The sequence below is a fragment of the Spirillospora sp. NPDC029432 genome (assembly GCF_040703975.1).
Classification (GTDB): domain Bacteria; phylum Actinomycetota; class Actinomycetes; order Streptosporangiales; family Streptosporangiaceae; genus Spirillospora.
The window spans coordinates 11,726-36,103 of the sequence record NZ_JBEZWH010000025.1; the positions used below are offsets into that span (position 1 = coordinate 11,726).

The following is a 24,378-nucleotide window of genomic DNA, read 5'->3' on the forward strand; positions in this document are numbered from 1 at the left end:
GCAGATCACCAAAAGATGAAACATGCTCGCAAGGCAGGTAGTTTCGTTCGACGCGTGGTGTTGACGTCCGGTTGACCTTCTTTTGTGTGCTGCACATCTCCTTCCGGGCGCCCGCCCCACTGGCAGGACGTTCAACGAGTCAGTTTCCCTCCGCAAGGGGGAACCCGGAAGGAGAACGTGTCCATACTGCGCGCTGAAAGCGTTACCAAATTGTTCGGCCGTAAGGTCGGGGAGGCACAGCGAAAACTCGGCGCCGGCGCGGCGCCGGAGGAGGTACGGGCCCTGGGCGTGACCGCGGCCGTGGTGGACGCCACGTTCGAGGTCGAGCAGGGCGAGATCTTCGTGGTCATGGGGCTGTCGGGATCGGGGAAGTCGACCCTGATCCGGATGCTCAACGGGCTGCTGGAGCCCACGGCCGGTGTCATCGAGATCGATGGCAAGGACATCGCGAAGCTGTCCGGGAAGCCGCTGCGGACGCTGCGGCAGGACAAGGTCAGCATGGTGTTCCAGCACTTCGCGCTGTTCCCCCATCGGACGGTTCTGGAGAACGCCGCGTACGGCCTGGAGGTCCGCGGGTTCTCGAAGGAGGAACGTGCCAAGAAGGCGCGGGAGTTCCTGAGTCAGGTGGGCCTGGAGGGCTGGGAGGACAAGCTTCCCGGCCAGTTGTCGGGCGGTATGCAGCAGCGGGTCGGGCTCGCCCGGGCGCTGGCGGCGGGTACCGACATCATCCTGATGGACGAGGCGTTCAGCGCCCTCGATCCCCTTATTCGCCGGGAGATGCAGGATCTGCTCCTGGATCTGCAGTCGCGGTTGAACAAGACGGTCGTGTTCATCACGCACGACCTGAACGAGGCGATGCGGATCGGTGACCGGATCGCGGTGATGCGGGAAGGCCGCATCGTGCAGATCGGGACCGCCGAGGAGATTCTCACCGATCCGGCCAATGACTATGTCGCGCAGTTCGTCGCGGACGTCGACCGGACGCGGGTGCTGACCGCGGCTTCGGTGATGGAGAACCCGCTGGTGACCGTTCCGGCCAATACCGGGCCGCGGACGGCGCTGCGGACGATGCGCGAGCACCAGACGTCGGCGGCGTTCGTGGTGGGCCGCGACCGGAAGCTGATCGGCAAGGTGACCGGTACCGCGGTGGCCGACGCGGTGCAGGACGGGGTGCAGACCCTGGACGAGCTGATCGATCCCGAGGGGCTGGAGCCGGTGAGCCCGGACACCCCCGTGGCCGATCTGTTCGCCCGGTGTGCGGAGAGCGACCTGCCGGTGCCGGTCGCCGGTGAGGACGGCGTGCTGCTGGGGGTCATCCCCCGGGTCACGCTGCTGGCGGCGCTGGGTGCGATCAACACCCATGTCACCGACGTGATCACGGACGAGGTCAGCAAGGAGGGCAGTGCCGTTGACGCTTGATGTGGAGCTGCCCCGCGTGCCCGTGGGCGACTGGTTCGACAGCGCCGTCACGTGGCTGACCGACAACCTCGGGTGGCTGTTCGACGCGATCGGCACCGCCGTCGAGGGGACGGTCGAGGGGCTCGTGAGCCTGCTGACCAGCCCGCCCGCGCTGGTGCTGACCGCGGTGTTCGCGCTGATCGCGCTGGTGCTGAGCGGGTGGCGGCTGGGGCTGTTCACGCTGCTCGGGTTCGCGCTGATCGAGAGCATGGAGCTGTGGGAGCCGGCGATGGACTCGCTGGCGCTGGTGCTGGTCGCCGCCCTGGTGGCGGTGCTGATCGCGATCCCGCTGGGGATAGCGGCGGCGCGCAACGACATGGTGAGCAGCATCGTGCGGCCCGTCCTGGACCTGATGCAGACGATGCCGGCGTTCGTCTACCTGATCCCGGCGATCTTCTTCTTCAGCATCGGCGTGGTGCCGGGCGTGGTGGCCACCGTGATCTTCGCGCTGCCGCCCGGGGTGCGCCTGACCGAGCTGGGCATCCGCGGTGTGGACGCGGAGATGGTGGAGGCCGGCGAGGCGTTCGGTACGCCCCCCGGCCGGATCCTGGTCCGTATCCAGATCCCGCTGGCGATGCCGTCGATCATGGCCGGCATCAACCAGCTGATCATGCTGGCGCTGTCGATGGTCGTCATCGCCGGGATGGTCGGCGCGGGCGGTCTGGGCAACGAGGTGCTGGAGGGCATCCAGCGGGTCGACATCGCCCAGGGCTTCGAGGGCGGCGTGGCCGTGGTGGTGCTGGCCATCTTCCTGGACCGGATCACCAGTGCGCTGAGCAAGCGCACGGCCGTGGCGCGCGCCAAGGCCCAGGTCGCCTGACGTCTAGAGAGAGGAACGTTCCGAGTATGCGCTTCAAATTCATGGGTGTGGCCGCGGCGGCGCTCGCGCTGTCGCTGGGCCTGTCGGCCTGCGGCGGCGGGGACTCCGGTTCCGGCGGCGAGGGTGACAAGAAGCTGACCATCGGCATGGTGGCCGGCTGGGCGGAGGGCGAGGCCGCCACCGCGCTGTGGGAGAAGATGCTGGAGGACAAGGGCTACGAGGTCGACGTCAAGACGCTCGACGCGGGCCCGCTCTACGCCGGCATGGCGAAGGGCGACATCGACCTGTACCTCGACGCCTGGCTGCCGGGTACCCACGAGGACTACTGGAAGCAGTACGGCGACAAGCTCGAGAAGATCGGCATCTGGTACGACAACGCCCCGCTGACGATCGCGGTGCCGAACTACTCCCCGCTGAAGTCGCTGGAGGACCTCAAGGGCAAGGGCTCCACCTACGGCGGCAAGATCATCGGCATCGAGAAGAGCTCCGGGCTCTACCGCGTGTCCAAGGAGGACATGCTGCCCGCGTACGGTCTCGAGGGCGAGTACGAGGTGACCACCTCGTCGACGGCGGCGATGCTCGCGGAGCTGAAGAAGGCCACCGACGCCAAGAAGGACATCGTCGTGACGCTGTGGCGTCCGCACTGGGCGTACGCCAAGTTCCCGATCCGCGACCTCGCGGACCCGAAGGGCGCGATGGGCAAGCCCGACGCGATGAACATCGTCGGTCGTGAGGGCTTCGCGAAGGACCAGGCCGAGGTCGCCGGCTGGCTGAAGAAGTTCAAGATGAACGACCAGCAGCTGGGCACCCTTGAGGACCTGATGGAGAACAAGCACAAGGGCAAGCCGGAGCAGGCCGTCAACGAGTGGCTGCAGGCGAACCCGAACTTCGCCAAGGGCATCACCGGCTGACGCCTGGGCGAACGAGTGGAAGGGCCGTCCGATCCGTTCGGGCGGCCCTTCACTCTGCCAGGCCGACGATGAGCAGGACGGCCAGCACGCCGAGGCCGGTGGCGCCGAGCGTCAGGGCGCGCGGGTGGCGGCTGTGCGCCTCGGGGAGGATCTCGGCGGCCGCCAGGTAGAGCAGGACGCCCGCGAAGAAGCCGAGGTAGGGCCCGAGCACCCCGTCCGGTACGGCGACCACCGAGCCCGCGGCGGCCCCGGCGATGGGGGCGAGGGCGTCGGCGAACAGGAGCACCAGCGCGGGACGGCGGTCGGCGCGGTTCAGCGAGGCCGCGGTGAACGTGTTGAAGCCGTCGGCGAAGTCGTGCGCGATCACCGCCAGCGCGACGAAGACCCCCGTACCGGTCCCGGCCTGGAAGCCGAGGCCGATGCTGAGGCCGTCGATGAAGCTGTGCGCGACGAGCGCGCAGGCCGCGAGGATCCCCGCGCGTCCCGCGCCCGCGTGCCCGTGGCCGTGGCCGTGGGGGTGCTCGTGCGGGGCGTACTCCCCCTCGTGCGCCTGGTGGATCGCCGCGGCCTGCTCGGTGACGTGCAGCAGCAGGAACCCCAGCGCGAACCCGACCATCGGCCCGGGCACGCCCAGCGGCCCGCCGGGGGACTGCTCCAGCGACTCCGGTACGAGGTCGAACGCGACCACGCCGAGGATCAGCCCGCCGGCCAGGCCCAGTACGAGGTGCCGGCGGTCCCGTACGCGCATGGCGACGAGGCCCCCGGTCAGGGTCATCAGGAACGCGACCACCGCGAGGACCAGCGCCATGTGCCGGTCCTACCAGGCGATCCCGGCGTACGGGGCGGACCCGCGCCGATCCTGGAGATCCCTTGACCGGGGGCGCCGCGTCATCCCAGCTCGGCGGCGTCGATCACCTCGCCGGGCGGCGGCGGCCTGAGGTCGACGCGGCCGCCGTACTCGACGAAGTCCAGCCGGTTGCGCGGCCCGGCGTCCAGCCGCAGCAGGTACGGCCGGCCGCGGGTCGCGACGTGGACCTGCTCGCCGTCCGGGCCGGTCAGCGCCACGGCGGGGACGCCGCCGACGTTCCCGGCCGCGCCCTTGGCCCAGCCGCCGCCCGCGGACGCCACCATCTCGCGCAGCAGGTCCGACAGGTCGGAGAAGGACGCGAGCTCGGCGAAGTCCGGGTCCTTGGAGGTCGTCTTCACATACTTGCCGGACATGAGCGTCACCGCGCTCCGGCCCCCGATGCTCTTCAGGAACCTGTCGTCGCCCTTGAAGTAGACGGTGGAGCCGATGCGGGTCAGCTCGATGTTCTGGTCGCCGAGCCGCATCGTCCCGGCCGCGCGCTTTTTCCCCGCGAACCGGAAGTCCAGCGCGACCTCGTCGCCGCCCTCCTTGAAACCGCCCTTGAGCCGGACGGACGGCGCCCCGGCGGTCGCCTCGCGGGCCCGCTTGAGGATCTCCGCGGGGGCGAGCCTCTCGACCCCGTTGGCGGCCTCGGTGGGCGACGCGGGCGCCGACGCGGGCGCGGTGGCCTTCTTCTGGACGGCGCCCGTGCCGCCGCCGGCGTCGCAGCCGGCGGTGAGCGCGAGCCCCAGCGCGACCGGCACCGCCGCCAGTCCCGCGGCCTTCGTGGTGAGCATCCCGAAACCCCCTGTTTCGACGTTCGCTGTCGTCAGAAGCGTCATGGGTGCCGATGCGAAAGCTCTGTCGTTATGCTGCGGTTCACTGCCGTACGGCTGACGGGGAGCCGCGCCCTCGCCGCCGCGGCGGTGAGCGGAGGTGGTGAGGGTGGCCGAGGACGCCGCCGCGCCGCGCTTCGAGATCCTGGGCCCGCTGCGCGCCTGGTGCGGCGGCCGGGAGCTCGACCTGGGCCCGGGCAAGCAGCGGGCCGTCCTGGCCGTCCTGCTGCTGCACGCCAACCGGCCGGTGTCCACGACCGCGATCGTGGACGCGGTGTGGGGGGACGAGCCGCCCGACAACGGGGCGAACGTCGTCCAGAAGTACGTGGCCGGATTGCGCCGCGTGCTGGAGCCGGACCGCTCGCCGCGCGCGCCGTCGGCGCTGCTGGCGCTGACCCCCGCCGGGTACGTCCTGCACGTCCCGCCGGACGGCCTGGACTCCGAGGTCTTCCAGAAGCGGGTCCGCGCCGCCCTGGCCGTACGGTCGGGCGGCGAGCCGGCCGAGGCGGCCGTACGGCTGCGCGAGGCGCTGGCGCTGTGGCGGGAGGCGCCGCTGGCGGGGCTGGACGGCACGGTGTTCGACGCGGCCAGGGAACGGCTCGTGGAGGAGCGCGCGGCGGCGCTGGAGGCGTGCGCGGAGATCGAGCTGGAGCTGGGCCGGCACCAGCGGCTCGTTCCGGAGCTGATCCGGCTGGTCGCGGACTTCCCGCTCCGGGAGGGGCCGCGCTACCTGCTGATCCTGGCGCTGTACCGGTGCGGCAGGCAGGCGGAGGCGCTGGCGGCGTACCGGGACGCGCGCGCGTTCCTGGCCGAGGAGTTCGGGGTGGAGCCCGGCGAGCGGCTCCAGGGCCTCCATCTGGCGATCCTGCGGTCCGATCCCGGCCTGCTGGCCTGGGCGCCCGTGGACGGCAGCGGCGCCGGAAGCGGCCAGGCCGCCGGGACGGCGGCGCCGGAGGGCCCGGAACGGTACGAGGCTCTCCCGGGCACCGGATCCGCCGGTCCCTCGCCGGAGCCCGCCGGATACGGACACGGGCCGCCCGGCCACCACGGCGTCCACCCGCGGGAGCTCCGGCTGCCCGCGCCGGTGCGCGCCCTGCTCATCGCCACGCCGCTGCTGACCTGCGGTGGACTGGGCTGGGTGGCGGTGGCGTTCTGCGCGGCCTGGCGGCGGAGCGTCCTGACCGCGCTGGCGGCGGCGGGCTACCTGGCGCTGACCGTGTTCGCCTGGATCACGCTGGGCAGCGGGGACGAGAACGTCCTGCGGCCGATCGACGACGCGGCGATGATCGCCGGCCTGCTCGGGGCGGGCGGCGCGACGGTGCACCTCGCGCTGCTCACGAGCGGCCCGGGGACGGGACGGGCACCGGCCTCCCCCGCCCCGGCGGTGGTGGACATGATCGAGCGGCGGGCGCGGCGCGAGCAGGCGCGCGTCCTGCTGCTGCACCATCCCGCCGCGGCCGCGGAGCTGCGCGTCGGGCGCCCCGACCTGCCGCGGACGTTCGACGACGGCGGGCTGGTGGACGTCAACGCGGTGCCCGAGTACGTCCTGGCGGCGCTGCCGGGCCTGGACCCGTACCACGCGAAGCTGATCGTGGCCATGCGGGACGCGCAGGGCCCGTACGCGTCCATCGACGACCTCATCGGCCGCGGCGTCGTACCGGCGCACGTCCTGCGCGCCCTGCACGAGGTACTGGTCGCAGTACCGCGGCCTGTGGACACGCCGCCGCCCATAACGGAGAAGGCCCCCGGCGCCTAACGCGCCAGGGGCCTTCCACGTACGGTCGCCGTCACTCGGCGGGGACGGGCTCCTTCTCCGGGGCCGCGCCCTCGCCCTTGATCGAGCGGATGAGCAGCTGGGAGACGTCCACGACCTCCAGCGACTCCTTGGCGTCGCCGGAGTTCTTCTTCTCGTTGATCGCGTCGCCGAGCATGACCAGGCAGAACGGGCACGCGGTGGAGACGGTGTCGGGGTTGGTGGTCAGCGCCTCGTCCACCCGCTCGGTGTTGATGCGCTTGCCGATCCGCTCCTCCATCCACATCCGGGCGCCGCCGGCGCCGCAGCAGAAGCCGCGGTCCTTGTGCCGGTGCATCTCCTGCGTCTTGACGCCGGGGACCTTGGCCATGATGTCGCGCGGCTGCTTGTAGACCTTGTTGTGGCGGCCCAGGAAGCAGGGGTCGTGGTAGGTGATGTTCTCCTCGATCGGGGTGACCGGGGTGAGCCTGCCCTCCTCGACCAGGTGCGCGAGCAGCTGGGTGTGGTGGACGACCTCGTACTCGCCGCCGATCTGCGGGTACTCGTTCGCCAGGGTGTTGAAGCAGTGCGGGCAGGTCGCCACGATCTTCTTGGCGCCGGCCTCGTTGAGCGTCTCGACGTTCTGCTGGCCGAGCATTTGGAAGACGAACTCCATGCCCAGCCGGCGGGCCGGGTCACCGGTGCAGGCCTCCATCGGGCCGAGCACGGCGAACTTGACGCCCGCGATGTGCAGCAGCTCGGCGACCGCCTTGGTGGTCTTCTTGGCCCGGTCCTCCAGGGCGCCGGCGCAGCCGACCCAGAAGAGGTACTCGGTGTCCTCGGGCATCTTCTCGTCGACGACCTCGACCTCGAAGTCCAGCTCCTCGATCCACTCGAGGCGCTTCATCTCGGACATGCCCCACGGGTTGCCCTTGTTCTCGAGGTTCTTCAGCATGACGCCGGCCTCGCTCGGGAACGAGGACTCGATCATCACCTGGAAGCGGCGCATGTCGAGGATGTGGTCGATGTGCTCGATGTCCACCGGGCACTGCTCGACGCAGGCGCCGCAGTTGGTGCACGACCACAGCACGTCGGGGTGGATGACGCCGTCCTCGGCGACGAGCTCCTTGTCCACCTGCATCGCAAGCTTCTGCTCGTCGGTGAACTGCGCCCGTGCTTCTTCGTCGGCGAGCATGTACGGGGCCTTGGCGAACGCGTGGTCGCGCAGCTCCAGCACGACCATCTTCGGCGACAGCGGCTTGCCGGTGTTCCAGGCGGGGCACTGCGACTGGCAACGCCCGCACTCGGTGCAGGTGGCCATGTCGAGGAAGCCCTTCCAGGTGAAGTCCTCGATCTTGCCGCGGCCGAAGGTGTCCTCGTCCGGGTCGGCCTCCTCGAAGTCGAGGGGCTTGCCCTTGCTCATCATCGGCTGGACGGCGCCGAGGCCGTCCGGGCGGCGCTTGAACATGACGTTCAGCGGCGCGATGAAGATGTGCAGGTGCTTGGAGTTGACGACGATCACCAGGAAGATCAGCGCGACCGCGATGTGCGCCAGCAGGAAGAACGCCTCCAGGCCGACCATCAGGCCGGACTCGGGGTCGCCGATGTTCTTCAGCAGCTGGCCGGTGCCGTAGGAGGCGTAGGCGGCCTTGCCGTAGGAGAAGTTCTCGTTCGCGACCTCCATGCCGCGGAACGCGAACATCGTCCAGATCACGTTGAAGATCATGAAGAGGATCAGCCACGCGCCGCCGGTGTGCGAGCCCTTGAACCGCGACTGCCGGTCCAGCTTCTTCGGCGAGTTCCTGACCCGGATGACCGCGAAGACGATCAGGCCGAGCAGGCAGGCCAGCGCGATGGTGTCCTGGACGAACCCGATCGGGCCCCAGGTCTGCAGGAACGGGATGTGCGCGTGCAGCCCGAACAGCAGCTGGACGGCCGCCTCGCCGTACACGGTGGCGAGCAGGAAGAAGGCCCACATGACCGCGAAGTGGGCGGCGCCGGCCACGGTCCACTTCAGCAGCTTGCGCTGCCCGAGGACCTCGGTGACCTGGCCCTCGATGTCACCCTTCTTGTCCCGCTTGACCTGCAGGACCCGGTCGGGGTCCGGCTGGCCGGTCTTGAAGAGATCCCATAGGAACTTCACTCGCCGGCCGGCCAGCGCTAGCGCCACCGCCGTACCGACGAGCCCAACGATCAACGTGATCGTGTACTGCAAGGTTCCGTCCTCCTGAGGTACGGGCGTCGGCTGTCAGCGTAGGGCTCGCGTCTGACTGCACTTCATCCGGGCCCCGAATACTACTCGGCAGTAGCTTATGTGATGTCCAATAGTCCCGCCCGGCCGAGTTCGCAACGTCAGATCGCTATATATACGCGCCGTGTTACCCAGGGCAAACACCGGCCCGCCCACTGGGACCGACCACAACGCGACCGGCGGGCCGCTGGGAAAGCGACCCGCCGGTCCCGCTCACCGCACGCGCGGCGCGGCCTTCCTCACACCCCTCCTGGCATTCCGGGCGTTCAGGGCAGGGACGGCGCCTGCGGGGCCTGGTCCGTCCAGCCCGCGCCGAGGTAAAGAGTCGTCCTCTCCTTACCCAAGCCGCCCTTGCCGCCCTTGGCGCCCTTCACCTTGCTCGCCACGTGCTCGGACAGCACCAGCGAGGTGCGCTGGTCGATGATCAGCCGGCTGGTGGTGGTCGCACCGGCGCCCGGCACGGTGATCGTGAACGCGACGCCGGGGCGGTTGCGCGCGTCCACGGCCTTGCCCTCGGCCTTGACGATCGACATTCCGGCCAGCGCGCGGAACGCGGCCGCGCGCACCTTGGGCGGAACGGGCGCCTCGGTCAGCAGGGAGATCAGCTTGCCGGCCGCGAACGCCTGCCTGGCCTGCTCGTTCGTGGCGACCAGCCTCCCGTCGGCACCGTCCGACAGCGCGCGCTTCTCGGCCAGCGTCCGCAGCTTCACCGGGTCGGCGGGCAGGTTCTCCAGGTCGGCGAACGTGGGCTTCGGACCCGCGATCGGCACGTGCATGGCGAGCTTCCCCGACATCTTGACCAGGCGTCCCGGACCCGGCTTGGTCTGCACGTACACCGGGGCCTTGTCCACCGTGTCGCCGGTTCCCAGGTTCCATCGGGCGGGCGTGCCGTCGAGCCGCCAGGCCTTCTCGTCGGCGGGCGTCCGCGGCCGGGCCCCCGCCGTCCGCTGCCCGCTCCACTCCGTCCCGTTCCGCGCGAGCCACGTCTCGCGGATGCGCGCGTCCAGGACCGTGTACCGGCGCGCGTCCGGCCCGACCTGGACGGGGATCAGGTACATCCGCTTGACCCGCCAGAACTTCCCGGTCGCCGGGGCCGCCTCCGCCTTCTCGGCGGCGGCGAGCAGGACCGTACGGGCGTCCAGGGGCGCCTCCCCGGCCTGCCCCGGGGCCCCGCCGCCGCCCGCGCCGCCGCCGGTCATCGTGGTGACGACCAGCGTCGCGGCCGCCGCGACGCCGACCAGGCCCGCCCCGCCCCAGACCGGCCGCGCGACCCGCGCCCGCCGCTTGGAGCGCTGCGGGGCCGCCCGCATGGCCCGGCCCAGCTCGGCGGCCCGGGTGTCCGGGTCGACCGGCGCGGCCGGGTCCAGTTCGGCGGGACGGGCCTCCGCCAGCGTCCTCAGCACGTCTCGGCTCACGACATCTCCTCACTGACGATCCCGGCGCGGGGACGGGCGGGCGCCGCGGCCCGGCCCGGTGAATCCTCGACGGCGCGCATCAGCCGCTTGCGGGCCCGGTGCAGCCGTACGCGGAGGGTGGCGGCCGTGCAGCCGACGACCTTGGCGGCCTCGCGCGGCGAGAGCCCCTGCCAGGCGACCAGGATCAGGATCTCCCGGTCGGCCTCGGGGATCGCGGCCATGGCGCGCAGCACGGCGAGCCGCTCGGCCACCCCCTCGGCGATGTCGCGCTCGGCGGACCGCTCCAGGCCGCCCTCCCAGCCGCGCAGCTCGGCCGCGAACGACGCGCGGCGCGCCTCCTCGCGGTAGCGGTCGCGCAGCACGTTCCGGGCGACGCCGAGCAGCCAGGGCAGCGCCGGATCGGGCATGTCGCCGATCCGCCGCCACGCGACCGTGAACGTCTCGCTCACCACCTCGTCCGCGGCCTGCCGCCCCACGCGGCTGACCGCGTACGCCCACACGCGCTGCCGGCACGCGTCGTAGACCGCGGTGAAGCGCCCGGCGTCCCGGGGATCCCCGGGCCCTCCGGCCTCATCGGTCATTCGCCCGCACCTCCGTCCGTCCCTCGCCTCTGGTGTGTTGACACCAGGTAGTGGGACGGGAGGAGTGATCGTTACCGGAGGATCAGGAAATTCTCTCGAAGACGGCCGCGAGGCCCTGGCCGCCGCCGATGCACATGGTCTCCAGGCCGTACCGGACCTCGCGGCGGTCCATCTCGCGGGCCAGCGTCGCCAGGATGCGGGCGCCGGTCGCGCCGACGGGGTGGCCCAGGGAGATGCCGGAGCCGTTCACGTTGAGGCGGTCGAAGTCGCCGTCCTTGAAGTCCCACTCGCGCAGCACGGCGAGGACCTGGGCGGCGAACGCCTCGTTCAGCTCGATGAGGTCCATGTCGGCCAGGGTGAGCCCGGCGCGCTCCAGGGCCTTGGCGGTCGCGGGGACGGGCCCGATGCCCATCGTGCGAGGCGGCACGCCGGCCTGCGCCCAGGAGACGAGCCGGACGAGCGGGCGCAGCCCCAGCTCGGCGGCGCGCTCGGGGGTCGTGACGACGCAGACGGCGGCGGCGTCGTTCTGGCCGCTGGCGTTCCCGGCGGTGACGGTGGCCTGGTCGTCGGCCTTGCCGAGGACGGGACGCAGCCTGCCGAGGCTCTCGACGGTCGTGTCGGCGCGCGGGTGCTCGTCGGTGTCCACGACGGTGTCGCCCTTCCGGGACCGTACGGTCACCGGCACGATCTCCTCCGCGAACCGGCCGTCGCGCTGGGCGGCCACGGCGCGCTCGTGCGACATGACGGCGAGCCGGTCCTGCTCCTCGCGCGCGATGCCGTACTCGCGGCGCAGGTTCTCGGCCGTCTCCAGCATGCCGCCGGGCACCGGGTGGTTCTGGCCGCCGGCGGTGACCCGTCCCTGGGCGAGGGCGTCGTGCAGCTCCAGCGCGGCGCCGCGGATCCCCCAGCGCGCCTGCGTCGTGTAGAACGGCGCGTTGCTCATGCTCTCGGCGCCGCCCGCGATCACCAGGTCGCTCGCGCCGGTCTGGACCTGCATGGCCGCGTTCAGGACGGCCTGGAGGCCCGAGCCGCAGCGCCGGTCGAGCTGGCTGCCGCCGACCTCGATCGGCAGCCCGGCGTCCAGCGCGGCCACCCGGCCGATGGCGGGGGCGTCGGAGTTGGGGTTGCACTGGCCGAGGATCACTTCGTCGACCGCGCTCCCCGGCAGGCCGGTGCGCTCCACCAGCGCCCGGATCACGGTGGCCGCCAGCTCGGCCGGCGGCACCGTCTTGAACGCCCCGCCGAACCGCCCGATCGGGGTCCGTACCGGCTCGCAGATCACCGCTTCGCGCATCTCTCGCTCCTCAACCTCAGCTCCCTGACGAGGATAGGCGGCCCCGACCGATCTCCACTCAGACCGGATCCGGCATGCAGTGAGACGTTCGGCTAATCAATCACTGGCGTGGGCAGCACCTCCTCGGCGACCGCGAGGACCGAACGCAGCGCCGCCGAGGGGTTGTCGGCGCGCCAGGCGAGCGCCAGCTCCAGCACGTTCGGCTCGCCCGCCAGCGGCCGGTAGACCGTGCCGGGGATGCGGATGTGCTGGACCGACGAGACCGTCAGCGTGACCCCGACCCCGGCCCCGACCAGCGCCAGGATCGTGTACGAGTCGGGCGCCTCCTGGACGATCCGCGGCTGGAACCCGGCCGCGACGCAGGCGTGCACCAGCGCGTCCCGCACCGCCGAGCCGCGCGTGCCCGGGAACGTCACGAACGGCTCCCCGGCCAGGTCGGGCAGCCTGATCTCGTGGTGGCGGGCCAGCGGATGCTCGGCGGGTAGCGCGGCGACGAGGAACTCCCGCTCGATCAGCCGTACCGCCACCCCCTCGCGGCGCACCGGCAGCCGGACGAAGCCCAGGTCGTCCTCGCCGTCGGCGACCCTCGCCAGCGCCTCGCCGGAGTACGTCTGGCCGCGCAGCACCAGCTCGATGCCGGGGTGGCGGGCCCGTACGGCCTTGGTGAGCACGGGCAGCGTCTCGTGGCTGCTGGCGCCGGCGAACCCGACGCCCACCCGGCCGACCTCGCCGCGCCCGCCCGCCTGCGCGGCCCGCCGGGCGACGTCCAGGTCGGCGAGCACCTTCCGGGCCGGTTCCAGGAACGCCTGCCCCGCCGAGGTGAGCCGTACCGAACGGGTGCTGCGCTCGAACAGCTGCACGCCCAGCTCGCTCTCCAGCTGGCGGATCTGCTGGCTGAGCGGCGGCTGGGCGATGTGCAGCCGCGCGGCGGCCCGGCCGAAGTGCAGCTCCTCGGCCACGGCCACGAACCCGGCGAGATGGCGGAACTCCATAGCGTCGATTATGACGCCGTACGTCTGGATCTGAATGCGACTCTGTATCGAGTCCTCTTGAAAGCGGCACCCCGAATGGGATTCCATCGGGGGACCTCGTTGAGAGGAAGAAAGAGGAGGCGGCGCATGGAGCGGTGGACGGCCGAGAACCCCGGCACGGTACGGGTGATCGGTACCGGCGTGATGGGGCGCGGGATCGCGCAGCTCGCGGCGGCCGGCGGGCTGACCGTCGAGCTGGCCGACATGCGCGCCGAGGCCGTGGCGAGCGCCGCCGACCACGTCGCGGCGATGTACGGCAGGCTCGTGGCCAAGGGCCGGATGACCGAGGAGGCCGCCCGGGCCGCCACGGCGCGGCTCCGTCCGATCGGCGACCCGCTCGCGCCCGCCGCCGGCTGCGACCTGATCGTCGAGGCGGTGCGGGAGGACCTGGAGACCAAGCGGGAGCTGTTCGCGGCGCTGGAGAAGGTCTGCGGCGAGCGGACCGTGCTGGCCACCAACACCAGCTCCCTGTCGGTCACCGCGATCGGCTCCGCCCTGGCTGACCCGAGCCGCCTCGCCGGGCTGCACTTCTTCAACCCGGTGCCGCTGATGCGGCTGGTCGAGGTCGTCCCCGGCGCCCGTACGGCCGGCTGGATCCCCGGTGCGCTGCTCGACCTCGTCCGGCGGCTGGGCCACAAGCCCGTGCTCGCCCCGGACGCCCCCGGCTTCCTCGTCAACCACGCCGGCCGCGGCCTGGTCACCGAGGCCGTGCAGATCCTCGCCGAGGCGGCGGCCGAGCCCGTGGACGTCGACCGGATCGCCCGCGAGGCGCTCGGGTTGAAGATGGGGCCGTTCGAGCTGCTCGACCTCACCGGCCTGGACGTCTCGCACGCGGTGATGGAGAGCATCTGGAACGGCTTCTACGGCGACCCCCGGCTGCGTCCCGGGCACCTCACGCGCACGCGCGTGGAGGCGGGGCTGTTCGGCCGTAAGACGGGCGAAGGCTTCTACACGTACGTGGACGGCGCCAAGCAGGAGCCCGCCGAGCCTCCCGTTCCTCCGGTGCCTCCCCGTCCCGTCTGGGTCCACGACTCCGGCGCGCTGCGGAACCTGCTGCCGGATGTGGAGACCGGTGCGCGCCCCACCGCGGACGCCATCGTGCTCGTCACCCCGTACGGGCAGAGCGCCCTCGCCTGCGCCCAGGCGAACGGCCTCCCCGTGGAGCGGACCCTCGGCGTGGACCCGCTGGGCGATTTCGAGGGCCGCCTGACCCTGTCGGTGCATCCGGGCGTGGATCCGTCCGCCGGGCAGGCCGCGCTCGCGGTCCTCGCCGCCACCGGGCGGCCCGTCACGGTCGTCCGGGACACGCCCGCTCCCGTGGCGCAGCGGCTCCTGGCCTCGGTCGTCAACGTCGCCTCCGGGATAGCCGAACAGCGGCTCGCCCGCCCTCAGGACATCAACACGGCCGTACGGCTCGGCCTGGGCTACCCGTACGGTCCCCTGGAGTGGGGCGATCGCGTCGGGGCCACCACCGTCCTCCGCATCCTCCGGGGCATGCACGACGCCACCGGAGACCCGCGCTACCGCCCGAGCCTTTGGCTGACCGAACGCGCCGCCCTAGGACTCCCGCTCTCCGAGGCCGGCACCGCTCCAGGCGACCTCCGCTGAACGGGGCCGCAACACGTACGCGGCCGTAAGGGCGGCGGCCAGCGTCACCGCTCCTGCGAAACCACGGGCGCCGCCTGGATGGACTCCCTCGGCCCGTATCTGGCCCGGTTGGACGCCGAGCGGCCCCGGCTGGCCGCGCACATCCGCGCTTCACGTTCGGCCTGGAGTCCGTCCTCGACGGGCTGGCCGCGCGGCTGCGATGAATTCCGGCGTCCCGGCCGGTCCGCCTACCTGACGTCCCCGACGACCCCAGGAGCGACATGGGCAGGCTCATCTACTCGATGAACACCTCGATCGACGGCTACATCGAGGACCGCCGCGGAAGCATCGACTTCTCGGCGCCCGACGAGGAGGTCCACCGCCTCGCGAACGAGCACACCCGCGACACCGCCGCGTTCCTCTTCGGCCGCCGCCTCTACGAGATGATGGAGGGGCCGTGGCGGGAGATCGCCGCGCAGCCGGACGCCTCCGACGTGGAGGCCGAGTTCGCCCGCCTCTACCTGGACACGCCCAGGTACGTCTTCTCCGACACCCTCCGCGAGGTTCCCGACGGCGTCACCCTCGTGCGCCGCAAGGACGCGGTGGCGGAGGTGAAGCGCCTCAAGGAGGAGATCGACGGCGCGCTCGACCTCGGCGGGCCGGAGCTGGCCGCGTCCATGGCCGACCTGATCGACGAGTTCCGGCTGTTCGCGATGCCCGTGCTGGTCGGCGGCGGCAAGCCGTACCTCCCGGTCGGCGAGGGGCTCCGCCTCGTCCTCGCCGAGCACCGCGTCTTCCCCTCCGGGACCGTGTACCGCCGCTACGTCCGTCAGGAGCGCACCGGCTCGTAGTGCAGCCCGAGGATCCCGCAGTCGAACGTCCGCGAGGACACCAGGCGGAACCGCCGGTTGCCGCCCGTGCCGGGGAACACCGGGATCCCCGCGCCGATCGCCGTCGGGTTGACGAACAGGTGCAGCTCGTCGAGCAGCCCCTCGGCGATCAGCGCCCGGACCAGCGTGCCGCCCCCGTACGTGATGATGTCCCCGCCCGGCCCGGACTTGAGCCCGCCGATGCTCTCCGCCAGGTCCCCGCCGGCGACGACCGCGTTCCGCCAGGGCGACTCGGTCAGCGAGTTGGAGATCACCACGCGGGGCGTGTCGTTCATCCAGTCGATCGACTCCTGCGTCTCGCCCTCGGGCCCCGACTCCCAGGCGGGGATGAACCCCTCCGCGAGCTTCCGTCCCAGCACGATCGTGTCGACGGACTCGGTGAGGGCGTCCACGTAGGCGTTCATGTCGTCGGTCCACGGGACCGTCAGCCAGTCCATCTCGCCGTTCGGGCCGCCCATGTAGCCGTCGATGGTGGTCTGCACCTGGAGCTTGAACTTCCGCATGTCCGCTTCCTTCCGGCCGGCGGGCCCTCGCGGGCCCGCCCCCTCGATGTGCCTTCAGGTTGGCGGATACCCCCTACGGACGGCTTGCGGCTTCCCTACGGCCCCTGAACCGCGGCCGTAGCCGCGAACGTCGCGTAGTCCATCGTGAACGCGCCGCCCACCGCGTCGATCGCGGCGCCGACACCGTCCAGCACCTCCGCCAGCTTCTCCGGCGCGAGCCCCGTCACCGCGCCGTGCGTGGGCAGCTGGTCGAGCCACTCGTCCCGCGTGAAGGACCTCGTCCAGTCGAAGCGCCACTGCTCCGGCTCGCCGAAGCCGCCCGCCGCCCTGATCCCGTCGGCGGCCTTCGTGTAGAACCCCTGGTAGAGGTCCAGGACCCGGGCGTCCGGCCGGACGTCGAGCGGCGAGTCGGGCGCCACCCGCCGGTAGACCGTCCAGAACGCCTCGGCCACCTCGGCCGGCAGCTGGAACGCGTGGCCGAAGACCGCGAGCCGGCCGCCGGGACGCAGCACGCCCGCCGCCTTCGCCGCGCCCGCGACCGGGTCCACCCAGTGCCACGCCGTCCCGGCGACGACCGCGTCGAACCGGCGGCCGGCGGGGTCCCAGTCCTCGAACGTCGCCACCTCCGCCGCGACCCCGGTGCGCCGCGCGAACTCCGCCATCCGCGCGTCCGGATCGACGCCCAGAACGGTGCAGCCGGCGGCCTGGAACTGGCGGGCCGCGATGCCGGTGCCGGTGCCGACGTCGAGGACGTCCGGGCCGGGGATCGCGGCCACGATCCGCTCGACCATGGCGTCCGGGTAGGGGAGGCGGGTGCGGTCGTAGCGCTCGGCGTCGGCGCCGAACGATTCGGCCATCTGCCTGGCGCGATGGGGCTCTGGCTGCTCTCTCGATACAGTGGGCATGTGCCCACCCTAGTGGGCGCTTGCCCACTTTGGAAGGGAACGGGACGCGCGGTGCCCACAGGAGTGCACATCCGGGACGTACGCGAACAGCTCTTCGACGCCGCCGAGCGCGTCCTGCTCCGGGACGGCCCCAGCGGCCTGACCAGCCGCGCCGTCACCACGGAGGCGGGCTGCGCCAAGGGCGTCCTGCACCGCCACTTCGCCGACTTCGACGCGTTCCTCGCCGAACTCGTCCTCGACCGGGTGAACCGCATGGACGCCCAGGCCGCCGCCCTCCGCGACTCCGCCGGAACCGGCACCGTCGCCGGCAACCTCGCCGGCGCGCTCACCGCCCTGTTCGGCTCGGTCGCCGTGGCGATCGTCGCCCTCATCACGTTCCGGGACGAGCTGCGCGCCCGCCTCCGCGAGACCCGGCCGGCGGGCATCCCGATCCTGACCGAGGCCACCGTCATGATCGCCGACTACCTCACCGCCGAACGCGACCTCGGCCGCCTCGCGCCCGACGCCGACATCGACGCCCTCGCCCCGACCCTGATCGGCGCGGGCCACCTCCTCTTCGCCGACCGCACCGGCCCCCCGCCGGACGCCGCCGCCGTCCACAGAACGGTGACCACCGTCATCGGCGACCGCTAGGACTGTTCCTGTCCTAGCAGGTCCGTAGCGTGTTCCCCATGACGCAGATCAGCCCGTTCCGCATCGACGTCCCGCAGTCCGCGCTCGACGACCTGAACGACCGGCTCGCCCGCACCCGCTGGCCCGACGAGCTGCCCGGCGTCGGCTGGTCGTACGGCATCCCGGTCTCGTACGTGCGGCGGCTCGCCGAGTACTGGCGCAGCGGCTACGACTGGCGGCGGCACGAGGCGGCGCTCAACGAGTACCCGCAGTTCACCACCGAGATCGACGGCCAGAACATCCACTTCCTTCACGTGCGGTCGCCCGAGCCCGGCGCGCTGCCGCTGATCATCACCCATGGCTGGCCCGGCTCGATCGTCGAGTTCATGAAGATCATCGGCCCGCTCACCGATCCCCGCGCCCACGGCGGCGACCCCGCCGACGCCTTCCACGTCGTCGCCCCGTCCATCCCCGGCTTCGGCTTCTCCGGCCCCACCCGCGAGACCGGCTGGAACCCGTCCCGCGTCGCCCGCGCCTGGGCCGAGCTGATGAGCCGCCTCGGCTACGAGCGCTACGGCGCTCAGGGCGGCGACACCGGCGCGGTCGTCTCCCCCGAACTCGGCCGGGTCGCCCCCGACCACGTCGCCGGCGTCCACGTCAACGGCGCGCTCGGCTTCCCCACGTTCGACCCCGCCGAGACGGAGGGCCTCACCGAGAAGGAACTGGCCCGCCTGCGGATCTACGGCGAGACCGACCACTCCGGCTACGCGATCATCCAGTCCACCCGGCCGCAGACGGTCGCCTTCGGCCTGCACGACTCCCCCGCCGCCCAGCTCGCCTGGATCGCGGAGAAGTTCAAGGAGTGGACCGACCCCGCCCACGACCTGCCCGAGGACGCGGTCGACCGCGACCAGATGCTCACCGACGTGACGCTGTACTGGCTGACCGGCACCGCCGCCTCGTCCGCCCGCCTCTACAAGGAAGGCGCGGCGCAGTGGGGAAGCCCGGTCGAACGCTCCGAGATCCCGCACGGCGTCGCGGTCTTCCCCGGCGACGGCGGCGTCCGCCGCATCGCCGAGCGCGAGCACAACGTGATCCACTGGTCGGAGTTCGACCGGGGCGGCCACTTCGCCGCCATGGAGACCCCCGGCCTGCTGACCGACGACATCAGGTCCTTCTTCCGCAAACTCCGCTGACCGCACTAGGGGAGAAGCAGGAGCTTCAGTCGCCGGTTGTTCGGGTGGTCCAGAGGGGGTTGATGTGGGGGAGCCATGCGTCCTGGTGGTCGGCCAGTGGGCGGGGTAGGGGGAGGCGTGTGAAGCGGCAGGCGAACGTCAGGCCGGAGTCGGCGTCGTCGCCGGAGACCGTGTGGTGCCAGGCGTCCGGGGCTGTGGCGGGGGCCTGGAGGTGGAAGTAGGTGGTCCTGCGGGGCTGCCGGGTGTCGGGGTGGGGCTTGTCCTCCACGGCGAGGCGCCGTACCACGGTGGCTGTGAGCAGGCCGGTCTCCTCGGCTACCTCGCGCAGTACGGCTCGTTCCAGGTCCTCGTCCGGGTGGACGCCGCCGGCGGGGATCTGGGTGCCTGCCTGGGGGAGGCCGACGTGGTCGAAGACCAGGAGTTCGGGGACGGTGCGCTGCCTGATGACGTACGCGGCGACGCGGGTCCTGGGGCGGCCGGGCGTGCTGGAGTCGATCTCGATCACCTGCTGGAGTCGTCCGGGGATGCGGATTCACGAGGCGGCGGGGGTCCCTACGATCGCAGCAGCGGACGGAGGGAGTGGGGATGACGTTCCGGCGGCATATGGAGCGAGAGGTTCTGCGGGCGCTCTCGGAGTTTCCGGATGAGGACGGGATTTACGTCGTGACGTTCCGGATCGACAGCGAGGACCAGGATTCACGGCGCCCCTATCTGGCGGTCGGCTACAGCACCGAAGGGCAGGTCGCGCAGGTGAGCCCGGCGGAGGCGTGGGAGGCGCGCTGGAGTTACGCCTACTTTCCTCCGTCGGGGTTGGAGGGCGTCCGCACGGCGGGGAACGATCCGGAAGGTGCCGGGCTGTTCCGGCGTGAGGCCGAGGAGCTGGGGTTCTGGGACGACGAGGAACGGCTCGACGGGCGTTTCCGCGAGCTGTGCGTCGATCTGGCACGGTGGCTCCACGCGGAAGGGCACCTCGTGAAGGCGCTCGGACGGCCGCTGCCGATCGTCCTGTACGACATGTTCGACCCCGACGCGATGTTCGCGATGACCAGGGACGCGAATCCGGCCGAGCTGGTCGAGGAGTTCCTGGCGGAGGATCCCGAGGCTCAGAACGCCTAGGGGCCGCGGCCTCACAGCCGGGAGGTCAGCACGGCGATCTCGGGCGCCGGGCCGGCCGTCTCATGGCCGTATGGCGTCGGGGAAGCCGGTCCAGCGCAGGTCGGGCGGAAGGTGGCTCATGTCGTTGAACATCACGAGCGTCGGCGGCAGGCCGGGACGGTGGTCGATGACCGTCAGCGCGGCGTTGGAGCTGTTCAGGCCGAGCCATCGGGACGGCGGCGCGTCCAGGGCGTGCCGCACCAGCCACGCGATCGGGTAGGCGTGCGTCACCAGGACCTCGTGGGTGTCGTCCCCCGTGGACGTCGCGAACCGGGCGACCAGGGCTTCGGCGAGCCGGTGGCCCGAGGCGGCCTCGGCCTCGTCGTAGCCGTCGAAGAAGCCGGCCCAGGACGGGGGCGTCTCGGCGGGCCGGGGAACGTACGGCACATGGTCGATGAGTTCCGCGGCCTCGGCGACGGGCGCGTCCCGCAGGTGCCGGGCGAGTTCGTGGGCGGCGGCCGCGGCGCGCGGTAGCGGGGAGTGCCACACGGCGTCGACGGGCAGGGCGGCGAGCCGTTCGCCGAGCAGGCCCATCTGCCTGCGGCCGGTGTCGGTGAGGTTCCCGAACGCGTCGGCCGCGCCGTGGCGTGCCAGGTAGAGGTGTCGCGTCATGGGCTGCTGGGGCGCGGTGCCCGTCTCCTGTTCCGTTGGGTCATGCCTCGGCCGGCGTGACGGTGCCGGTGGCGCCGTCGATGATGACGGGGCCGCCGTCGTGGAGCCGGTTCGTCGCGTCCGGGATCCCGAGGACCGCGGGGATGCCGTTCTCGCGGGCGACGATCGCGGCGTGGGAGAGCACGCCTCCGGTCTCGGTGACGACACCGGCGGCGATGCGCAGCAGCGGCGTCCAGGCGGGGTCGGTGAAGGGGCAGACGATGATGTCGCCGGGACGCGCGCGTGTGAAGTCGCGGGGGCCGCGGATGATCCTGGCGGTGCCGGTCACGACCCCGTGGCCGCCGGGTGTCCCGCTGAGCGTGGACGCGGCGGTCTCGGTACGTCCGGCGGGCCATTCGGGGAGCGCGGCGGTGACCGGCCGTGCCTGGAGGATCCAGGTGCGTCCACCGGCGATCGCCCACTCGACGTCCTGCGGTCCGCCGCGCTCGGCGGTGATCTCCCTGCCCAGTTCGGCGAGCCGTACGGCGGTCGCGTCGTCGATCGCCGGGCGGTCGCGGGCACCGGCCGGCACGTCGGACGTGACGAGCCGCCCGCCGCGCCGGTCGAGGCGGGTCCGCTTGTGCGCGACGGCGCGGGTGACGGACCCGCCGGCGGTGACACGGTAGGCGTCGGGGGTGACGGTGCCGCCGACGACGCTGGGCCCCAGGCCCCAGGACGCCTCGATGCGAGTGGCGCCGTGCGCGTCGCCGGAGGTGAACATGACCCCGGACGCTTCGGCGTCCAGATGGCGCTGCACGAGGACGGCCATGGCGAGATCGTCGTACGTGCCGGAGCCCCGGTAGTCGACCGCGCGCGAAGTGAACAGCGAGGCCCAGCAGGCGCGCACGGCGTCGGCGACCGCGCCGGCCCCGCGCACGGCGAGGAAGCTGTCGTGCTGACCGGCCGCCGACGTCCGGCCGGTGTCCTCGTACGCGGCGGACGATCTCACCGCGACGGGCGGATCGCCGAGGCCGTCGAGGGCGCGTCCGAGCGCGCCGGTCAGGGCGGCGCCGACCGGCCGGGACTCGATCGCCCGCCGTACGGCGCCGGGACGGTCCGCGACGTCCAGGTCGCGGACGGCGGCGCGGTACGCGGCGAACGGCACGACGAAGCCGTCGGGGACCGGCAGCCCGGCGCGGAGCAGCGCGCCGAGCGCGCCGGCCTTGCCTCCGCACGTACCGGCGCCGGCCGAGGCGAGGGGCACGATCACATTCGGCTCGCTTTCAACGAAAAGTTGACAACACTTCGTTGATTGTGGAGCATGAAGGGCATGTCACGCAAGCAGGACTCCTCTCCCACCGAGCGCGCGGACCACGCCCAGGCCGACCGCGAGCGCGAAGCGAGCGCGCACCTTCTGCGCCTCGGCGCGGACGAGCTCGACCCCCGCCCCTGGCGCCCCGCGCCGGTCCCGCCCTCGGCGGTCGACCTCATCCAGTTCGCCGTCTGGCGCAACGCCGACCTGGGCCCGGACGACGTCCTGAGCGCGCTGGCCCTCGTCCCCGCCGCGCGCGCAGAGATCGACGGGCTCGAGTCCGCCCTGCTGTTCACCGCTCGGAGCGCCGGGGCGACCTGGGCGCAGATAGCGGACGCGATGGGGTTCAACTCGCCCCAGGCGTGCCAGCAGCACTTCACCCGCCTGACCGCGCGTCAGGACGCCGGCTCGTGACCCGCGACTCTCCGGCCGGCCTGCTGGTCCTGCACGCGGTGCGCGTCACCGGGTTCGCCGACACCCCGGTGATCGCGCGGCGGTACGGGCTCGACCTGGTCGAGACCAAGGAGCTGCTGCGCGACGCCGAGGCGCGCGGCTGGGTCGAGCACACCGCCTTCGCCGGCACCGCCGGCTGGTCGCTGACCGAAGCGGGCCGCGCCGAGAACGAGCGCCTGCTCGCGGCCGAACTCGCGCGTGTCGGCGGCGCCGACGAGGTCCGGGACGTCTTCCGCCGCTTCCTCCCGCTGAACGCCCTCCTGCTGAGCGCCTGCACCGACTGGCAGCTCCGGCCCGCCGACGGCGACCGGCTCGCCGTCAACGACCACAGCGATCCGGAGTGGGACGCCGGCGTCCTCCACGAGCTCGCCGGCATCTCGCGCGCGCTCACGCCGCTGACCGACCGGCTCGGGAACGTCCTGACACGGCTGCGCGGCTACGACGTCCGGTTCGCCGCGGCCCTGGCCCGCGCCCGGGCCGGGGACAACGACTGGGTGGACCGCACCGACGTCGACTCCTGCCATCGCGTCTGGTTCGAGCTCCACGAGGACCTCCTCGCCACGCTCGGCCTGCACCGGAGCGCGCCGCAGTGACCTGACCGCGGGCGCGCCCCGGTCCCGCTAGTCGCGCGGGACGAACAGGCGGATGTCGTCCACGTACGCGGAGCCCTCGTAGTAGTTCAGGTGCGGGTCGCCGATGATGAACGAGTCGGGGTACGCCGAGCCCTTGGGCCAGGTGTGCTCCGTGGTGTACGTCCCGGCGGGCCCGGTGTGGGTGAGGCGGCGGTCGAAGCGGCCGTCGTACTCGCCGGGCGTCTGGTTGTAGTGCCAGATCGGCCGGCCGTCCTCCACGAACCGGTGGTGGACGCGCAGCGTGGTCTGCCCGCTGTGGAGGAACGGCCCGCTCATCTCGAGGGTGTAGCCGGACCGGTCGCGTTCCACGGCGAAGCGGTAGGACGACTCCGGCATCAGCTCCGGACGGATCTCGGCGCTGGTGAGGTGCCCGTGGAACCGGCCGCCCGGCCCGTACGGCTCGTCCATGGACACGTTCCCGCACCTGGTCTTGATGTAGTACTCGTTGCTGATGTTGTTGTTCGCGGCCTCGCGGAACTTGTCGCCGCGCACGAACAGGGCGTTGACCCCGTTGAACGTGCCGTCGAAGGTGCGGCGGATCCGGCCGGTCCGCGGGTCGCAGGTCCCGGCGTTCTTCCAGCGCTCGTCGTCGCTGTAGTAGCCGTCCATGATGACCTTGCGCCGGTAGTGGATGCCGGGGTTGCCGTGCGGTGCCGGGGTCGCGTAGTCGAGGATCGTCAGGTAGTAGAACCCGTTCTCGCGGGTCACGTCCGGGTATTCGCAGCGGGACTTGCCGGGCAGCGCGCCCTGGAACGTCCATGGGAAGCGCGTCTTGCAGGGCTCCCGGGTGTAGCCGTTGTGCTTGCCGTCGTAGTCGAACGTGCCGTGCCGCTTGCCGCCGAAGTCGATCCCGCGCAGCGTCATCTCGACGCGGTAGCGCGGCGGCAGCGGGCGGGTCGGGCGGATCAGCACGCCGGCGTCCCAGCCGGGCTCGGAGATCCGCGCGACCTTCTGGCCGTCCGGCAGCCCGGCGGTCGACAGGCCGGGCCGCGAGTCGGGACGGCCGTCGCGGTCCTTGTCGACGGCGGCGACCTCGGCGGTGAGCCATCCCTTGCTGCCGAACGCGACGCGCTTGCGGAACACGTTCAGGGAGGCGAGCCGCTTCTTGAACAGGGGCCCGCTGATCTTCGTCCAGGCCTCGCCGTCGTCGTCGAACGCGTCGACGTGCCACGGGCTGCGCCGCCCCTGGGGGTCCAGCCGCCACTTCGCGCCGTCCACGCGCAGCGGACGGTCGAAGCCCTCGTGCGCGACCAGCTTCCAGCGCTCCGCCGTCCCGGCGGGCGCCGGCCAGGTCGAGACGGCGGCGGCAGCGGCGGTCGCGCCCCCGGCCACCGCCACGATCACCTTGCGGTACGTCCTCACCACG

24 protein-coding genes are annotated in these 24,378 nt (G+C 72.2%); 11 read left to right on the forward strand and 13 right to left on the reverse strand.

Features of this window, described 5'->3' with window-relative positions; translation table 11 throughout:
- Window positions 1-210 precede the first annotated feature (210 nt).
- From AB0881_RS20795 to AB0881_RS20805, 3 genes are read left to right on the forward strand one after another with little or no spacing between them, the layout of a single operon-like run.
- Complete coding sequence (locus AB0881_RS20795) at window positions 211-1,419, forward strand: glycine betaine/L-proline ABC transporter ATP-binding protein (RefSeq protein WP_366618874.1); 1,209 nt, start codon at window positions 211-213, stop codon at window positions 1,417-1,419.
- A complete protein-coding gene (locus tag AB0881_RS20800; protein WP_366618876.1) occupies window positions 1,409-2,278 on the forward strand; it encodes a proline/glycine betaine ABC transporter permease in 870 nt (289 codons plus the stop codon). Before AB0881_RS20795 ends, AB0881_RS20800 begins: the two co-directional genes overlap by 11 nt.
- A 26-nt stretch (window positions 2,279-2,304) precedes the next feature.
- Window positions 2,305-3,189 carry a glycine betaine ABC transporter substrate-binding protein gene (locus AB0881_RS20805; protein ID WP_366618878.1) on the forward strand — a complete coding sequence of 295 codons (885 nt, stop codon included), beginning with the start codon at window positions 2,305-2,307 and terminating at the stop codon, window positions 3,187-3,189.
- A 49-nt stretch (window positions 3,190-3,238) separates the two neighbouring features.
- Here AB0881_RS20805 and AB0881_RS20810 read toward each other — a convergent pair whose 3' ends face one another.
- Together AB0881_RS20810 and AB0881_RS20815 are read right to left on the reverse strand one after the other, a co-directional pair.
- Window positions 3,239-3,997, reverse strand: a complete 759-nt coding sequence (locus AB0881_RS20810; protein ID WP_366618879.1) for a ZIP family metal transporter — start codon at window positions 3,995-3,997, stop codon at window positions 3,239-3,241.
- Window positions 3,998-4,077: 80 nt separating this feature from the next.
- Entirely contained in the window at window positions 4,078-4,878 is an 801-nt protein-coding gene (locus AB0881_RS20815; RefSeq protein ID WP_366618881.1) for a hypothetical protein, read from the reverse strand.
- 103 nt (window positions 4,879-4,981) lie between these two features.
- On the opposite strand from AB0881_RS20815, the gene AB0881_RS20820 reads away from it, so the two are divergent.
- Window positions 4,982-6,628 (forward strand): BTAD domain-containing putative transcriptional regulator, encoded by a 1,647-nt coding sequence (locus tag AB0881_RS20820; RefSeq protein ID WP_366618883.1) that lies wholly within the window; start codon window positions 4,982-4,984, stop codon window positions 6,626-6,628.
- A 31-nt stretch (window positions 6,629-6,659) separates the two neighbouring features.
- Here AB0881_RS20820 and AB0881_RS20825 read toward each other — a convergent pair whose 3' ends face one another.
- The 5 genes from AB0881_RS20825 to AB0881_RS20845 form a co-directional block, all read right to left on the reverse strand.
- Complete coding sequence (locus AB0881_RS20825; protein WP_366619030.1) at window positions 6,660-8,801, reverse strand: (Fe-S)-binding protein; 2,142 nt, start codon at window positions 8,799-8,801, stop codon at window positions 6,660-6,662.
- A 320-nt stretch (window positions 8,802-9,121) separates the two neighbouring features.
- Complete coding sequence (locus tag AB0881_RS20830) at window positions 9,122-10,270, reverse strand: CU044_5270 family protein (RefSeq protein WP_366618885.1); 1,149 nt, start codon at window positions 10,268-10,270, stop codon at window positions 9,122-9,124.
- Window positions 10,267-10,851, reverse strand: a complete 585-nt coding sequence (locus AB0881_RS20835; protein WP_366618887.1) for an RNA polymerase sigma factor — start codon at window positions 10,849-10,851, stop codon at window positions 10,267-10,269. The genes AB0881_RS20830 and AB0881_RS20835 overlap by 4 nt, the downstream gene beginning before the upstream one ends.
- An 82-nt stretch (window positions 10,852-10,933) precedes the next feature.
- Window positions 10,934-12,145 carry an acetyl-CoA C-acetyltransferase gene (locus AB0881_RS20840; protein WP_366618889.1) on the reverse strand — a complete coding sequence of 404 codons (1,212 nt, stop codon included), beginning with the start codon at window positions 12,143-12,145 and terminating at the stop codon, window positions 10,934-10,936.
- Between the two features lie 92 nt (window positions 12,146-12,237).
- Entirely contained in the window at window positions 12,238-13,137 is a 900-nt protein-coding gene (locus tag AB0881_RS20845) for a LysR family transcriptional regulator (protein WP_366618891.1), read from the reverse strand.
- 126 nt (window positions 13,138-13,263) lie between these two features.
- Here AB0881_RS20845 and AB0881_RS20850 point away from each other — a divergent pair, with 126 nt between their 5' ends.
- Both AB0881_RS20850 and AB0881_RS20855 read left to right on the forward strand, forming a co-directional pair.
- On the forward strand, window positions 13,264-14,784 hold the full coding sequence (locus tag AB0881_RS20850; RefSeq protein ID WP_366618893.1) for a 3-hydroxyacyl-CoA dehydrogenase: 1,521 nt from the start codon (window positions 13,264-13,266) through the stop codon (window positions 14,782-14,784).
- 260 nt (window positions 14,785-15,044) lie between these two features.
- The gene (locus tag AB0881_RS20855; RefSeq protein ID WP_366618895.1) at window positions 15,045-15,614 is read left to right on the forward strand and encodes a dihydrofolate reductase family protein; all 570 of its coding nucleotides are present in this window, start codon (window positions 15,045-15,047) and stop codon (window positions 15,612-15,614) included.
- Here AB0881_RS20855 and AB0881_RS20860 read toward each other — a convergent pair.
- Both AB0881_RS20860 and AB0881_RS20865 read right to left on the reverse strand, forming a co-directional pair.
- Window positions 15,593-16,156, reverse strand: coding sequence for a dihydrofolate reductase family protein (locus AB0881_RS20860; RefSeq protein WP_366618897.1), 564 nt, complete (start codon window positions 16,154-16,156; stop codon window positions 15,593-15,595). The two genes, AB0881_RS20855 and AB0881_RS20860, sit on opposite strands and share 22 nt — an antisense overlap.
- 95 nt (window positions 16,157-16,251) lie before the next feature.
- A complete protein-coding gene (locus AB0881_RS20865) occupies window positions 16,252-17,013 on the reverse strand; it encodes a class I SAM-dependent methyltransferase (RefSeq protein ID WP_366618899.1) in 762 nt (253 codons plus the stop codon).
- 99 nt (window positions 17,014-17,112) lie between these two features.
- Here AB0881_RS20865 and AB0881_RS20870 point away from each other — a divergent pair, with 99 nt between their 5' ends.
- Window positions 17,113-17,694, forward strand: coding sequence for a TetR/AcrR family transcriptional regulator (locus AB0881_RS20870; protein ID WP_366618901.1), 582 nt, complete (start codon window positions 17,113-17,115; stop codon window positions 17,692-17,694).
- 38 nt (window positions 17,695-17,732) lie between these two features.
- Window positions 17,733-18,869 carry an epoxide hydrolase family protein gene (locus AB0881_RS20875; protein WP_366618903.1) on the forward strand — a complete coding sequence of 379 codons (1,137 nt, stop codon included), beginning with the start codon at window positions 17,733-17,735 and terminating at the stop codon, window positions 18,867-18,869.
- Window positions 18,870-18,894: 25 nt separating this feature from the next.
- Here the strand turns inward: AB0881_RS20875 and AB0881_RS20880 are convergent, their stop codons facing one another.
- Window positions 18,895-19,374: an NUDIX domain-containing protein gene (locus tag AB0881_RS20880; RefSeq protein WP_366618905.1), complete on the reverse strand. Its 480-nt coding sequence runs from the start codon at window positions 19,372-19,374 to the stop codon at window positions 18,895-18,897.
- 158 nt (window positions 19,375-19,532) lie between these two features.
- On the opposite strand from AB0881_RS20880, the gene AB0881_RS20885 reads away from it, so the two are divergent.
- Window positions 19,533-19,985, forward strand: coding sequence for a hypothetical protein (locus tag AB0881_RS20885; RefSeq protein WP_366618907.1), 453 nt, complete (start codon window positions 19,533-19,535; stop codon window positions 19,983-19,985).
- 60 nt (window positions 19,986-20,045) lie between these two features.
- Here the strand turns inward: AB0881_RS20885 and AB0881_RS20890 are convergent, their stop codons facing one another.
- Together AB0881_RS20890 and AB0881_RS20895 are read right to left on the reverse strand one after the other, a co-directional pair.
- Window positions 20,046-20,636 (reverse strand): histidine phosphatase family protein, encoded by a 591-nt coding sequence (locus AB0881_RS20890; RefSeq protein WP_366618910.1) that lies wholly within the window; start codon window positions 20,634-20,636, stop codon window positions 20,046-20,048.
- Window positions 20,637-20,676: 40 nt separating this feature from the next.
- Complete coding sequence (locus AB0881_RS20895; protein ID WP_366618912.1) at window positions 20,677-21,885, reverse strand: PEP/pyruvate-binding domain-containing protein; 1,209 nt, start codon at window positions 21,883-21,885, stop codon at window positions 20,677-20,679.
- Between the two features lie 60 nt (window positions 21,886-21,945).
- On the opposite strand from AB0881_RS20895, the gene AB0881_RS20900 reads away from it, so the two are divergent.
- Entirely contained in the window at window positions 21,946-22,341 is a 396-nt protein-coding gene (locus AB0881_RS20900; RefSeq protein ID WP_366618914.1) for a DNA-binding protein, read from the forward strand.
- Complete coding sequence (locus AB0881_RS20905) at window positions 22,338-22,973, forward strand: transcriptional regulator (protein WP_366618915.1); 636 nt, start codon at window positions 22,338-22,340, stop codon at window positions 22,971-22,973. Before AB0881_RS20900 ends, AB0881_RS20905 begins: the two co-directional genes overlap by 4 nt.
- Before the next feature lie 27 nt (window positions 22,974-23,000).
- Here AB0881_RS20905 and AB0881_RS20910 read toward each other — a convergent pair whose 3' ends face one another.
- On the reverse strand, window positions 23,001-24,377 hold the full coding sequence (locus AB0881_RS20910; RefSeq protein ID WP_366618917.1) for a hypothetical protein: 1,377 nt from the start codon (window positions 24,375-24,377) through the stop codon (window positions 23,001-23,003).
- Window position 24,378: the final 1 nt, after the last annotated feature.

What these genes read in the sequence shown, in the direction of transcription:
- AB0881_RS20805 (WP_366618878.1), top strand. Translation starts at nt 2,305, where the DNA reads ATGCGCTTCAAATTCATGGGTGTGGCCGCGGCGGCGCTCGCGCTGTCG.
- AB0881_RS20810 (WP_366618879.1), bottom strand. Translation starts at nt 3,997, where the DNA reads ATGGCGCTGGTCCTCGCGGTGGTCGCGTTCCTGATGACCCTGACCGGG.
- AB0881_RS20815 (WP_366618881.1), bottom strand. Translation starts at nt 4,878, where the DNA reads ATGACGCTTCTGACGACAGCGAACGTCGAAACAGGGGGTTTCGGGATG.
- AB0881_RS20835 (WP_366618887.1), bottom strand. Translation starts at nt 10,851, where the DNA reads ATGACCGATGAGGCCGGAGGGCCCGGGGATCCCCGGGACGCCGGGCGC.
- AB0881_RS20840 (WP_366618889.1), bottom strand. Translation starts at nt 12,145, where the DNA reads ATGCGCGAAGCGGTGATCTGCGAGCCGGTACGGACCCCGATCGGGCGG.
- AB0881_RS20845 (WP_366618891.1), bottom strand. Translation starts at nt 13,137, where the DNA reads ATGGAGTTCCGCCATCTCGCCGGGTTCGTGGCCGTGGCCGAGGAGCTG.
- AB0881_RS20850 (WP_366618893.1), top strand. Translation starts at nt 13,264, where the DNA reads ATGGAGCGGTGGACGGCCGAGAACCCCGGCACGGTACGGGTGATCGGT.
- AB0881_RS20855 (WP_366618895.1), top strand. Translation starts at nt 15,045, where the DNA reads ATGGGCAGGCTCATCTACTCGATGAACACCTCGATCGACGGCTACATC.
- AB0881_RS20860 (WP_366618897.1), bottom strand. Translation starts at nt 16,156, where the DNA reads ATGCGGAAGTTCAAGCTCCAGGTGCAGACCACCATCGACGGCTACATG.
- AB0881_RS20865 (WP_366618899.1), bottom strand. Translation starts at nt 17,013, where the DNA reads ATGGCCGAATCGTTCGGCGCCGACGCCGAGCGCTACGACCGCACCCGC.
- AB0881_RS20875 (WP_366618903.1), top strand. Translation starts at nt 17,733, where the DNA reads ATGACGCAGATCAGCCCGTTCCGCATCGACGTCCCGCAGTCCGCGCTC.
- AB0881_RS20890 (WP_366618910.1), bottom strand. Translation starts at nt 20,636, where the DNA reads ATGACGCGACACCTCTACCTGGCACGCCACGGCGCGGCCGACGCGTTC.
- AB0881_RS20900 (WP_366618914.1), top strand. Translation starts at nt 21,946, where the DNA reads ATGTCACGCAAGCAGGACTCCTCTCCCACCGAGCGCGCGGACCACGCC.